This is a genomic window from Komarekiella delphini-convector SJRDD-AB1 (assembly GCF_014831675.1).
In the GTDB taxonomy this organism is placed as follows: Bacteria; Cyanobacteriota; Cyanobacteriia; order Cyanobacteriales; family Nostocaceae; genus Komarekiella.
In genome coordinates, this window is the sequence record NZ_VJXY01000039.1 from 1 (window position 1) to 13397 (window position 13397).

Annotated in this window: 10 protein-coding genes and 1 pseudogene; 9 read left to right on the forward strand and 2 right to left on the reverse strand. The window is 38.6% G+C overall.

Features of this window, described 5'->3' with window-relative positions; translation table 11 throughout:
• Window positions 1-109: 109 nt before the first annotated feature.
• Complete coding sequence (locus FNW02_RS26640; RefSeq protein WP_225225916.1) at window positions 110-814, reverse strand: reverse transcriptase N-terminal domain-containing protein; 705 nt, start codon at window positions 812-814, stop codon at window positions 110-112.
• 464 nt (window positions 815-1278) lie between these two features.
• Between FNW02_RS26640 and FNW02_RS26645 the strand changes: the two are divergent.
• A pseudogene (locus tag FNW02_RS26645) lies at window positions 1279-1527 on the forward strand (hypothetical protein); the annotation flags it as partial.
• An 86-nt stretch (window positions 1528-1613) separates the two neighbouring features.
• Here the strand turns inward: FNW02_RS26645 and FNW02_RS26650 are convergent.
• Window positions 1614-3938 carry an alpha-glucosidase gene (locus tag FNW02_RS26650; RefSeq protein WP_191760496.1) on the reverse strand — a complete coding sequence of 775 codons (2325 nt, stop codon included), beginning with the start codon at window positions 3936-3938 and terminating at the stop codon, window positions 1614-1616.
• A 229-nt stretch (window positions 3939-4167) separates the two neighbouring features.
• On the opposite strand from FNW02_RS26650, the gene FNW02_RS26655 reads away from it, so the two are divergent.
• From FNW02_RS26655 to FNW02_RS26690, 8 genes are all read left to right on the forward strand, one after another.
• The gene (locus FNW02_RS26655) at window positions 4168-4329 is read left to right on the forward strand and encodes a hypothetical protein (protein ID WP_191760497.1); all 162 of its coding nucleotides are present in this window, start codon (window positions 4168-4170) and stop codon (window positions 4327-4329) included.
• A gap of 185 nt (window positions 4330-4514) precedes the next feature.
• Window positions 4515-4913, forward strand: a complete 399-nt coding sequence (locus FNW02_RS26660; protein WP_191760498.1) for a hypothetical protein — start codon at window positions 4515-4517, stop codon at window positions 4911-4913.
• A gap of 1383 nt (window positions 4914-6296) precedes the next feature.
• Window positions 6297-8408 (forward strand): patatin-like phospholipase family protein, encoded by a 2112-nt coding sequence (locus FNW02_RS26665; protein ID WP_191760499.1) that lies wholly within the window; start codon window positions 6297-6299, stop codon window positions 8406-8408.
• Between the two features lie 196 nt (window positions 8409-8604).
• Entirely contained in the window at window positions 8605-9000 is a 396-nt protein-coding gene (locus FNW02_RS26670; RefSeq protein ID WP_191760500.1) for a hypothetical protein, read from the forward strand.
• A 218-nt stretch (window positions 9001-9218) separates the two neighbouring features.
• Entirely contained in the window at window positions 9219-9392 is a 174-nt protein-coding gene (locus FNW02_RS26675) for a hypothetical protein (protein WP_191760501.1), read from the forward strand.
• A 26-nt stretch (window positions 9393-9418) separates the two neighbouring features.
• On the forward strand, window positions 9419-9577 hold the full coding sequence (locus FNW02_RS26680) for a hypothetical protein (RefSeq protein ID WP_191760502.1): 159 nt from the start codon (window positions 9419-9421) through the stop codon (window positions 9575-9577).
• A 41-nt stretch (window positions 9578-9618) separates the two neighbouring features.
• On the forward strand, window positions 9619-11631 hold the full coding sequence (locus FNW02_RS26685) for an ABC transporter ATP-binding protein/permease (protein WP_191760503.1): 2013 nt from the start codon (window positions 9619-9621) through the stop codon (window positions 11629-11631).
• A 30-nt stretch (window positions 11632-11661) separates the two neighbouring features.
• Window positions 11662-13377 carry a GUN4 domain-containing protein gene (locus FNW02_RS26690; RefSeq protein WP_191760504.1) on the forward strand — a complete coding sequence of 572 codons (1716 nt, stop codon included), beginning with the start codon at window positions 11662-11664 and terminating at the stop codon, window positions 13375-13377.
• Window positions 13378-13397: the final 20 nt, after the last annotated feature.

The window sequence follows — 13397 nt, forward strand, 5'->3', positions numbered from 1 at the left end:
TCCGGCTTTACCAACATGCTGTTGTCCCTTTTGTCTTTCGACTCCAGGTAAGTTGGTTGACTTAAAGACATTCTTCTTAGTCTTTTCCAACTTAGTTGGGGATACCGCGTTAACTGTCACGGCGCACACATTTTGCAATGTCGGCATCCAACACATATTTAGACCCTTGCTTAATTGCGTTGAATATTGCTCCTATTGCATCGTGACATGAGCGTCCTGGTCTAAAGCCGTAACTGTTTGGCTCAAAATGCGCTTCCCATTCTGGCTCTAGTGCAGATTTTACTAATGCTTGTACAGCACGGTCTGTGATTACAGGTATTCCCAAGGGTCGCTTTTCTTTCCCATGAGGTTTAGGAATCCATACCCTTCTGGTTGGTTTTGCTTTCTGGGATAGTTTCAGGTTTTGAACAAGTTTTGACCTTTGTTTTGGGTTTAATGATTTAACACCGTCTACTCCGGCTGTTTTCTTGCCTGAATTTTCCTGTGTCACTCGCCGAACTGCAATACATTTTGCACCCCAGGATTTCATCAATAGTCGTTGGAGTTTGTGGACTGTTTTGACATCACCACGACTTGAGGCTTGGTAAATCCGTTTTTGCAACTTAAACAATTTCCTTTCTAACTTTCGCCAGGGGATTTTGTTCCATTCATGCGTAGTCTTTAACTCGCTCATAGCTTTTGCATTGCTACTTATAGCTTTACCTTCCAAATCATCGTGCCTACGTTTGCTTATCCTTTGGCTTTCCCAAAGGCTTTTGCTTTTTAGGCAATCCTTCCCGTTCCGTAGCATCCACTTAGTAGTTGCTTGTAGCATCGACCATTTCTACAAGAGCATACGTTCGGGTTACTTCGTTCCTGGTTTTCCGTTTGATGCTGATTTTAGAGTCCCTCTTTCCACCGGGTTTATTATGGGTGCTTACTAGGTCAATCCCAAAGTTGCCTCGCCATTTTGACAAAAATTTGTCAATTATCCTTTCCCTTTTTGGGCAAGCCAATAATCCACGTAGGCTTGTTAACTATTACGATGGTTCTATCAAGGGTTCGTTTTCTACTCATTACCAGCTATGCTCGACGGGGTTCTCAATTGGATTTTAAGTTACCGCCTTTTATCCCTGCTTTACGGATTGATGACTAGTCGCTACCGTAAGGGATATGCTGTCACTACTGCACCTGTAGGATGGGAATTTCACCCATACAGAAATCCAAGTTGTCTAAGTTAATTCACCTAGCTAACCTTAAGAGAGTATTTCTACTCATTTGGGTTAAACGAATCGCACTAGAAATTTAATTATGCGACTAGAACCACTTTATCAACAAGACAAAGAACAAGCAAAACTTGAAGGACAACTAGAAGGAATCAAGCAAGGGGAACGCCTTGTTGTTGAAAACTTACTACAAGTTCGTTTTGGTTCATTAGACAACGAGCTTCAAGCAATTATTGAACCATTATTAGCTTTACCACCAGTAGAATTTACCCCATTACTCATGCAGTTATCACGGGAAGAATTAATTACTAGATTTGGCTGAATTTCTTAATACAGTAAACAGGGAACAGTAAACAGTAAACAGTGATTAGAAAAAAAGTGATAACTGTTAAATGATTTTCTGTCCTATTAGCTTTGCCGACTAGGTGAGAAATTGAGTAGATTTTGAGCTTTGAGAGCATTCAAGACTAATTCAGGTGCTTTAGATCCCTGCCGATAAAATACAGCAGGTTGTCCGAGTGGAGCGGGTACATTTTGCTGTGTACCTGTTGTCAAGCTGCCGTAGGTTTTACCACTCCACAAATGAACCCACTCGCCAGCTGGAAAATATACGTTTGTGCTGTTTTTATCTGGCTTCAGCACTGGTGCTACTAAAAAGTCACTACCCAGCAAAAACTGATCTTCTAGTTTGTAAACATTAGAATCATTAGGGTAATGAAGAACAAGATGCCGAACAAGAGGATATCCTTTCGTAGCTGCTTCTACCATCAACTGCTGGCGATACACAGCTAGTGCTGCATAGACTTTCGCCCAATAACTGAAAGTTACCAAGGTATCTTTGTCTGTATAAAATTGAACATTTTTATCTGGCTGATTACCTTCGTGTGTGCGGAATACTGGAGTAAAAGCATTCATTTCCATCCAACGATAGAGTAGTTCCCGCGATCGCCTAAATCCGATACCTAGAGCTTCCAGAATTGGGTTAGCAATACTTGTATACCCACCAATGTCACTATGGTTGATACTGAACCCAGAGATACCACCACTAATTGCCCCTTTGAGAGCACTCGCTATACCATCATTTAGACCCCAAGAAGTATTCTGATCTCCTAACCACATACCTGTGCTCTGAGATGGAGTTTGCAAAAATCCAGCTCGGTTGAAGAACCAGGCGTCACCTTCACGACCCGCTTCTTGAATAGCTTCCCGGTTAACTGTTACCCAATCAACAGGGTATTGGTTGTGATAGAGTAGCCCAGCTTCATGAGCATACACTCCATCAAAGGGCGCTGCTTCCCCAAAGTCAGTCATCCAGAATTTAGCGCCTTTGCCCATCACTTCGTCTTTAAGAATAGTTTTGAACCATTTACGAGCATCTGGGTTAGTCAAATCTAGCAAGGCCGCAGAGAAGTCAGTACTTTTAATGAGATATGGTTGCTCGGCTTGTTTGACTACAAAACCTTGTTGTATGGCTTCTCTATAGAGATTACGCTGTGCTTGATTTGGCAGGTGCGGGCGCTCAACTAGGAAGGGGTTGACATATACCCCAACTGAAATTTCTGCTTCTGCTAGGTCACTCACCAACTGCTGCCAATCTGGATAAGTGCTTTCATCAAGTTGCCAATTCCACCACAACTGTTTTCCCGCTATTGTGCGGCGTTGACCGACCCAATCCTGAAGCCAAAAACCAGCAATGGGAGTGTCGAGGTCGCGCAACTGCGACCACACTTGTCGGACTAACTTTGCACCTCCTTGCATACCCACGATCGCCCCACTATTTAGCCAATCGGGAAGTGCTGGCATCCGTCCCACATAGTTGGTATAAAGTTCAATAATATCTAGAGGTGTCTCGCCGCAAAGCATTCGCCCCTGCATACAACTCGATGAAACCCGTATAGTTGCAATATATGGATCGCGTAAATTGAAAATTGAGGGTTCAGTATTAGTCAGAAATATTGATCGCCCCTTGTTAGTTAAAAAGTAGGGCATGGGGGCATAACTTGAAAATCTATTACCAGATACACCTAGTAGGTTGAGAGTTTTCGGGCCGCGATCGCCACGCCCAATCCCTCCCTCCTCACAGACAATCGGTATCCATTGTCCTTTACAGTCGATGTGGGAAAATTGCTCTCCAAAACCATAAAAGTGTTCGTCTGGAGAAGTTGTAAATTGCAACTGTGTCTGATTGACATTCCCATCGACAATTTGCACTTGAAAATCAAGTTCTTTTGACCCTACAGTTTGCAATATCAAGACATATTTGGGTTCTTTACTGGCAGTTTTGCGACTTTGAAGACGACCAGAAATTACAAGAGTATCGTCCTCTTGCTTGATGCTGTCAACAGTTTGATGGGTAAAATCTGCATGTTTGTGTTCGTCAATTTCTATAGAACCTCGTTCTTCAATGATATTTAGGCGAACATCACCTCCACTGACAAAGCTAGAACCAGGAGATGTCTGCCATATTGTTTTTGCTTCATTACTTTGATGACTAATCCGCAGACTTGGCTGTTTTGTATTGCTACCTTGCCAATCAATTATAAATTCTCCCAATTTAAAGCTTTGACTGGGTACAGAAGTTGAAATATTACCAAGCGGAATCAACTTCCAACGGCTCAGCTTTTTAAGTGGTTCAGTTAGGAGTCTCAAAAACCGTTTCAGCACCCAACCGCTACAAGCAACGGTGTACTGCGGGTACGTCACCGAGTACGAAGATTGCCAAGGAGTTTTCATTAATTTTGGAAAATAAAACTAAATTTTATTTGATATTACCAACCTGTGCCAACAGTTGTAGGATTTACGCAATAACTCTCTAAAACTCTTATTCCTTCTCTACGAGACGCTCAGCGTAGCTTGCTGCTTTGCAGGAGTATGCGACCTCAGCGGTTAATTTTTTCATAATTTTGCGTAAGTTCTGAGTTGAATGCAGATTTAGCTGGGCTGTCAAAATTACTAAATAACTTTGAAAGACTCGAAGCAAAAAACAGCGATCGCTTCAGTAATTTATCCCCATGCCCCATACCCCAATAGCGACATGATTCCTGACAATCCTGAATGTGTCAAAAATGCTAAAACTTCTCTGTTTGCCATCTCTTTGGATGGATTTTGTCTGAAACAATCCTGAATATCATGAATGGAAGCTTTTAGATCCTTAAGATAATCTCATTTGGGAAGATGCATATCCAGAAACTTGAAAGCTAGAAACAAAAAGCATTTTGATAGCTAATGCGACTCATCGCATCTGCGCGATCGTGGCTCTAAAAATTCCTTAGCATACAAAAAACCTTTTTTGGCATGGTGAACCCTTTTATGCCTAAATATTGTCGCGACCAAGCCAGAGATGAACTTTGGTTAATGATGGGAGGTGGAGCAACAGCAGGATTTATTGGTGGGGTTCCTGCGATCGGCGTCTTAACCTTTCATACTAGTTTAGCTGGTGTACAGGCAGCTGTAGTAACTCGAATTGCTCAAGTCTATGATCTGAATTCAATACCTGCTGGTGGTGCAGGAGCAATAGCCGCAGCAATCACGGCAATGGGCGGAGGACAATTACTTTTCAGGATAGGTGGTACGATAGCAGGATTTTTTCCTGGCATTGGCCAAGTTGTTCAACCTGCAATTGGAGCTGTTGCAGTTAAGGCATTAGGCGAAGTTGCTATTGCTTACTTTGAAAATATGTATCCTAACAAAATTTACAATCAAGGCTAGAATTGACCATACTTCAGTGCTAAAGCCCTAGTAGTTCACCAACCCAATTTTGCCGTGTAGGCAAAGCAGGGGGAGAGGTGCAGCAGGGGGAGCAGGGGGAGAAAGAATTCTTTTTCAATAATGCTTTTTCTCCCCCAGCCTCTCCAGCTTCCTCAGCCTATCACCATGCAAAGTTTCCTTGGCAGACTACTAGTCACATAGGTTAGGGGAGTATTGAATGCAAAACAGCAATGAGTAACTAGCACAAGCGCGAGAAATTGGAGCAAAGCACAAAGTCCGAACTGTACCCATACGGAGAAGCAAGCTAGCAAGAGCGTCTCGTAGAGAAGAGAAGGCTTTACGCTGCGCTATCCTTTGGTGTTGGCCTTGGCGTAGCCTCTGTCTACGACACGTGGGCTAAACCATAGCTATCCGCGCTTCAGCATTCCTCACTCAACACTTATGTACTTGGTACATGCCCAGTCTTAAACTTCTCATAAAAGCTGAAAACAGAAGGGTCAAAAACGTCAACATATTTGTTGCAAAAGGATCTTAGCAGTCTTAAGTCTTATTATGAGTAAAGTCTAGCTTAACTGTAAAGAAGTTACAGTTAGTCATTATTATTTATTAACTGCTTTAAATATTTTAATTATTTGCTTAAGTGTCTTAACTGTCTTAACTATTTATCTAATTATTTGCTTAAGTGTCTTAAGTGTCTTAACTGTCCACTTGATTATTTACTTAAATGTCTTAAATGTCTTAAATGTCCACTTGATTATTTACTTATATTGTCTTACCTGCTATTGCATTTTCTTGATAAAGCTGAGATTATTTGAAAGCTTAGATTAATCATGTTACTTTAAAAAAGTAAGTTTATTTAATCGAAATAGTTCATTTTTTAGTTTGACGGAGCCATTTTTCATTATAATCTGCTATGAAGTTATCTTCAATAAATTCATGGAATAATAAGTGAGTATTTCTTATTTGATTAATATTGAACGTAAAAATTCAAATTAAATTTGAGATTGAGTTGATAATTGATTTTTTGCGATAAATTAAATAAATTTGTACATTTGAAAATTGTTAGGTACTTAATAAACTTAAGCTCTCAAATTAATATATTAACTAATGATAATTGTCATAACAAAAGTTTTATTATAACAAGAGTAAAGGGTTTGTCTGGCTGCTAAAATTTGATTTAAAATTATAATCAAAGATTTAATTTAATCAAGGGAAAATTACCATAGTGTTAAAATTACAGTAATTTATTATGATTTGCCAACCTTTCTTCTCAATAAATTAAAAGTAGGATAAATAAGTTAGTCTACTATAAAAATTTCTCAGAAATATTTAAAGTTGTTAATTATAAATTACAAATTATCTTAATTTGGAGAATAGAATGTTGTGACAAAGGTATATAGCCAATCAGTTTTGACATTTGATGGTCAGGATGATTACATAGATTTTGGCAAGAATGATTTTGGTGGTGTTTTTGCAGAGGGGAGTTCAGCTTTTACGATTTCAGGATGGATTAACCCTCATGAACTAACAAATAAAGCCAGTACTTATGGGACGCGCAATGTTTTTTTTGCCCGTTCTTCAGATAGATACAGTGATAATTTTGAGTTTGGCATCAGTGAAGAAGGGAACTTAGATATATACATTGATGAGAAAGTTAACAAGATTATCAAAACCTTTGGCAATAGAGAATTAACTGTCGGGCAATGGCACTTCTTTGCGATTGTTTTTAATCGAGGTCAACTGACTATATATCTTGACGAGCATGAGTATACTGGCTCTTTTACAGGTGACTCCTTAAACAAAGCAACTAGTCCTGTAACTCTTGGCGCAACTTTACACAACAACATATATTTCACAGGACAATTAGCCAATATTAGCGTCTGGAATTACCCTTGTCCCCAGGCGGAAATTCAAACGCATCGCGCTCAGCCTCTAGTCGGGAATGAACAAGGATTAATAGCTTACTGGACATTAAACGAAGGACAAGGAGCAATTATCCAAGACCAGACTATCCAAGCCCATAATGGAACCTTGCATGGCAATCCCAGTTGGGATTTAGCACAACTTCCATTTACTACGATACGCGAAGCGTCAAGCCTCCAGCTTATTGCCCAATCATCCAGTGAGGGCGACAAACAAGACCAGATAATAAGCAGTTCCGAAGAGGGAAACCCTCCACAAGAGACTGCGGTTCTGGCGGAGGATTCCCCAACCCAGGCGACCACTGTTTTAACGTTAGTGACAGAGGAGCGTCAGCCAAAAGGAAAAAAAGGCACAAGGATAAACAGCGAAAAATCTACTAACATCCAAACCTCTCAGCCAACCCAGGCAGGGAAAGCCAAAATAGCCCAAACTAAGCAACGCGAAGTTCCAGACAATAGCCAACAGCAACAACAATCAGAATTAATTCAGGAGCGATCAAAAAAAACTATGAATACCACAGCCAATCCCAAATATAAAATACTTTCCATTGATGGAGGCGGTATTCGGGGCATTATCCCGGCACTGATACTAGCAGAAATTGAAAAGCGCACACTAAAGCCGATTTCGAGTTTGTTCGATTTAATTGCTGGTACCTCAACCGGAGGAATTCTTGCACTTGGACTAACTAAACCCCATTTAGATTTAAATGTATCTGATGGCTCACCGATTGCTGAGTACACTGCTGAGGAACTCGCCCAGCTATATGTTGAGTATGGGGCTGAGATCTTTTACGAGCCATTCTTAGAACACATGCTTGGCCCTCTAGAAGATATGTTTGCTCAGCCAAAATATGCTTCTGACGGAAGAGAGGAAATTATCAGAAAATATTTTGGTAATGCCCCTCTTGAAAAGAATCTCAAAGAAGTTTTCGTGACTAGCTACGATATAGAGCAGAGAATTCCCATATTCTTTACAAACAAAATTGAAAAACAGCAGACAGAATCTAAAAAGTTTCGCAAGTTAAGCGTAGGCTTTACGCTCACAGATGCGGCAATGGCAACTAGTGCGACTCCGACTTATTTCCCTCCCTATCGCGTTGCTACTTCTCATAACCCCAACGGCTTCTATACTTTAGTCGATGGAGGGTTGATAGCTAATAATCCAGCTAATTTGGCGATTATGGAAGCGAAAATTAGTAAACAAGAAAAAAGACCAGTCCTACATACAGATGATATATTGGTCGTTTCCTTGGGTACGGGTTCCCTTACGAGTGTCTACACTTATAACGAAGTCAAAAATTGGGGACTGTTGCAATGGGGAAGACCGCTTTTAAATATTGTGATGGACGGCGGTAGTGAAGTCGTAGCCGGAGAGTTAGAACGATTATTTGAGCCTGGTGACAAAGAAATTAAAGGTTCTTATTATCGGTTTCAAACATTCTTAACGGGTGATTTGGAAGCAATAGATAATGTCAAGTCGGAAAATATCCGTCATTTAAAAGCTTTAGCTCATCGACTGATTACAGAAAGAAGTCAACAAATCGATGAGTTGTGTAGTATTTTGTCCAACTAAGTTTTACAACAGGACGCAGTGTTGATCGAACTGGCCAAAACTATTTGGCCTGTCCAAGAACAGTGATTATCTCAGCTGCAAAATGAAAAATTAGTCACCATCTCGATTAAGCACTAAGCTATCAAATAAGGGTGAATAGATACTAGTACCCTTAATAAAGATTTAACCAAGAATATGAGGATTGTAGGTAATTACCATGGATGAAGTCGTTAAAAAAATCGCTGCTCTGGGTCTTCCTGGCATACTTCTTGTGATTGCAATCTCTGTATCAGGGGTGGCGGGTGGTTACGGCGTTGTAGCTGCTCTGGCGGGGTTAGGAGGCCCCTTTGGCATCATCGGAGGTCTTGGCGTGCTTGGTCTAACAACGCTTGTAGGGGAAGCTTTAGCGGGATATGGAATTGAAGCTGTTCTCAAGAATATCTATACAGAACGCCGTAAAACCGAATCGGTGAGATATCTACTCAAAGAAATTAAAGATTTACCCATCACAGAGGATCTAAAACTCAAACTAAAAAATGAACTTAACCCAACAATCACTAATAATTTTGAAGAAGTTCAGCCCCCAAAAACAATTGAAATCACCGAAGAATAATTTCATTGTTAAATTCTTGAAAATTCCAATTTGAAGGGCATCAAGTTCAGCGATTCCTTATCCTGTGGAAAGCATGTAACTTGCTTCCTTGGAAGGATACGCTAGCGCTCCAAATTGCGATAAACAAGAAAATGGCCTCTGAGTCCGATTTTACGGATTAAACCCTCAAAGGCCATTATAAAAAGGCGTCGGTAAAACCCATTCCTTCTAAGGATGGTATGAAAGACGCTCCAACGCTGTTGACGGAACAGTTAACAGTTAACTGTCAACGTGAAATCCCATCACCTTTTAGGCGTGGGATGAGCTTATTCAAATATTATGTCTGCTTAAAACTGGCAGGATACTCTTCAGGTTGTGCTGTTGCTTTGAAAATGGTTTTCCAACTCGAATAGCAAGGTGAAATAGTGATACTGCTATCTTGAATGCAGCACTGGTTTCTGAGCCTGAGCATTTTATTGATGGAGCAGAACTTGAGCGGATTTGGCAATTGATTGAACAGGCTAAAGCTTTCAAAAGAGTTTCTCTAGTACTGGAATACGATCGCTTGGTTACTAAAAGCGATAATCAAGCTAATTAGAATACTTTAGTTAACAAAAATATTCAGTTTATTTCTAGAATATGCCAACCCAAGTTTCTTTCATTCAACCTTTAATGAATGCTTTTTCAGATTTTAATCAATTTTGGGAGAATGTCAAAGCGATCGCAGGGCCTTACTGGTATCCAACAGAGCCAGGAGAAAGAGCATTTTCAGATGTGATTCGCGCCTGGGGGATGCTTGTTCTCCTAATCTTATTAATAATCGCGCTTGTGGGCGTAACTGCTTTCAATACTTTCGTTAGTAACCATTTGGTCAATGTCATCATTGAAGAGAAAGATTATACTAAGTTTCTTGAAACTTTATCGCTTTATAGTGTTGGCTTAATCAGCGTAACGTTCTTAGTAGGATTTTCTAAATTTGTTAGAAAAAAAATCGCTCTTGATTGGTACAAATGGCTAAATAGTCGCATCTTATCAAAATACTTGAACAATCGTGCCTATTATAGAATCAACTTTAAATCCGATATTGATAATCCAGATCAACGTCTATCCCAAGAAATTGAACCCGTTACCAGTAATGCTCTTTCGTTTTCAGCTACTTTTTTAGAAAAAGTACTGGAAATGACGACCTTTTTAATAATTGTCTGGTCAATTTCCCAACAGATCGCTGTTGTTATGCTTGTTTATACAATTATAGGCAATTTGATTGCTGTTTACTTAACTCAAGAATTGAATAAAATTAATCAGGAGGAACTTGACCTTAAAGCCGAGTATAATTATTCTCTAACTCATGTTCGGAATCACGCTGAATCTATAGCTTTTTTTCAAGGAGAAGACCAAGAATCAAATATAATTCAGCGAAGATTTAGTAATGTCCTGAAAAGTGCTGAACGCAAGATTAATTGGGAGAGAGGTAAGGAAATTTTTAACAGAGGATATCAGGCTGTTATTCAAGTATTTCCATTTTTAGTACTTGGCCCTTTATATATTAAAGGTGAAATTGATTTTGGACAGGTTGGTCAAGCCAGTTTAGCTACCGGCTTTTTTGCTAATGCTATGGCTGATTTAATCAATGAATTTGGAACTTCAGGGCGATTTTCCAGTTACGTTGAGCGTTTAGCTGAGCTTTCAGATGCCTTAGAAGCTGTTACCAAATCCGAAAATGTTAGTACGATTAAAACTATAGAAGAAAACCGTCTCGCTTTTGAGGATGTCACCTTACAAACACCCAACTATGAGCAAGTAATCGTTGAAGATTTGTCAGTGTCAGTTAAACCGGGAGAAGGTTTATTAATTGTTGGGCCGAGTGGTCGAGGTAAAAGTTCTTTGTTGCGAGCGATCGCTGGTTTGTGGAATGCGGGTACTGGTCGTCTGGTGCGACCTCCTCTAGAAGAAGTCTTGTTTTTACCTCAACGTCCTTACATAATTTTAGGAACTTTACGCGAACAATTACTCTATCCTCAGACAAATCGTCAAATGAGCAATGCAGAACTTGAAGAAGTTTTGCGACAAGTTAACCTGCAAAATTTGCTGAGTCGAGTCGATGGCTTTGATACAGAAGTTCCTTGGGAAAATATATTATCGTTAGGAGAACAACAACGCCTTGCTTTTGCAAGACAGTTAGTGACTCGTCCAAGCTTTACTATCTTAGATGAAGCAACGAGTGCTTTAGATTTAAAAAATGAAGGCAATTTATATCAACAATTGCAAGAAACGAAAACAACCTTTCTCAGTGTTGGACATCGGGAGAGTCTATTTAATTATCATCAATGGGTTTTAGAACTTTCACAAGATTCTAGTTGGCAACTTGTAAGTGTCCAGGATTATCGTCTGCAAAAAGCAAAAGAAATTATTACTAATACTTCTGAAAATTCTCAAATCACAATCGATGTTTTACCCAATAATAAACTTCAAACTCAACCAGAAATAAACACAATTTCATGTCTTTCACATAAAGAAATGCAGACGTTAACAGACTCTCCTATTAATACTATTAGAAGTAAGGCAAGCCAAGGCAAGTTCATCACTGCTAACGATGGCTTTACTTACCGCTACGATAAAGACCCCAAGGTGTTGAAATGGGTGAGAGTTTAGCGGCTACTCATACTTTTGAGAACCAGTGTCATGCTAACTAAACAGCAAAGACAACTCATTACTTACAAAAAAATTAGGATTTATGAAAAAATCTATAAATTACCTATTTTAAAAAATAATCGATTAAAAAATGTTCAAAAGAAAATTAAAGAACGTAGAAAATTAATAAAAGAAGGTGTTCGATATTATCATCATTTTAGAGGAATAATTAAGCGTAAACAAGAAATTAGTCAAGGAGAAATTTTTAAAGAAATTCAATTATTAATCAAGGATTACATTCATCTTGTTAATTTCCTAGAAAATTATAAAGATAGTTATCAATCTTTCTTGTTGAAGCTTACGGATGACTTAAAAAAGCTGTTTATCCAAAAATACATTGAAATAAATACTTTGGATGAAGAGGGAAATAAACTAGAGATAAAAAATCAAAATAATCAGAAAGTTCTTGATGAGTTAAAACGTGAAAAACAAAAAAATCTTCAAGCAGTTTTGCTTTTGAGCAATGCCTCATTTTTGATGTTAGAAAAAATAAAATTGCTTAGTGAAGGGCTTAAATCACTTACAGAAGATACTAAAGCTCAAAAAGAAATTGTCCAACAAGTGGTCAAAGAGTTACAAATTCATCAGGAAATTTACGAATATCAAAGAAAAGCCTATAGAATTCGTCAGGAAATAGCAGAAATAGCCCAGACTGCAATCAATTTTGAAAATTATTTACAAGATTACTTTAGTCCCTTTCAATCTTTAATAGATGAAGTAGTAAAAGTAGATGAGGATTTTTACGCAACTGTTGGAGACATTAAAAATTTAGCAGATAATATTTTGAATTCTCAGTCGAATTTATTAATTCCTAAAGAAACTGAAGCAATTTCTAAAACTTTTCTCAATTTTATGGTAGCGACTTATGAGAAAAAAGAAAGATTAAAAGATGCTTTTATTAAATCTCAATTATTAGATTGGCAAATCGGAAATTTTGATTTGACAGATAATTATGTATCTTTAGACAAAGATATTATCTCAATATCCAATTATATATCCAAACAACTCACTGCTCAAAGAAAAGAATTAGAGATAGCAAAAGCAAATTTGGTATCTCTAAAGCCCACCTCTTCTGTTGAAGAGACTGGATTGATGAGTTTAACTAATGACAATGCTAAGTTCACAAAAGAATTTCAGACCAAGAAAAATATTAGTTATACCCAACTGCGAAATCTCCTCGCACAGTACAACTGGAAAGAGGCTGACATTGAAACCACAAAATTAATGCTAAAAATTATGGGTAAAAATTATTGGAATGAAGTTTATAAGGAAGATATTAATAACTTTTCATGTGAATGTTTCCACATTATTGATCAACTTTGGAGAGAATATAGTCATGGCTATTTCGGCTTTAGTGTACAACAAAGTATCTGGAATGAACTGGGTAATCAAGTAGACTATGAAACAGAAAAGAGACTTGGCGATCGCCTTGGTTGGCGAAAAGAGGGAAACTGGTTAGACTACGATCAACTAAATTTTGAATTATCCCCCACTACACCGATGGGACACCTACCGGTTCAATGGTTGCACTATGATCAAGATACCTATGACTTATGCCCATTATCTGCGGAACACCTTTCAATGGGAGCGTGGCGAGTAGGGTCTTGGTTAGTTTGGCAGATGCACTTATTCTTCTCTCGTACCAAAATTTGTAAAGAAACTTTCTCAGACCTTAATAGCACATTTGTTAATAATAGGGAAAATTAGAAATAAAGCTAATTTAAGGA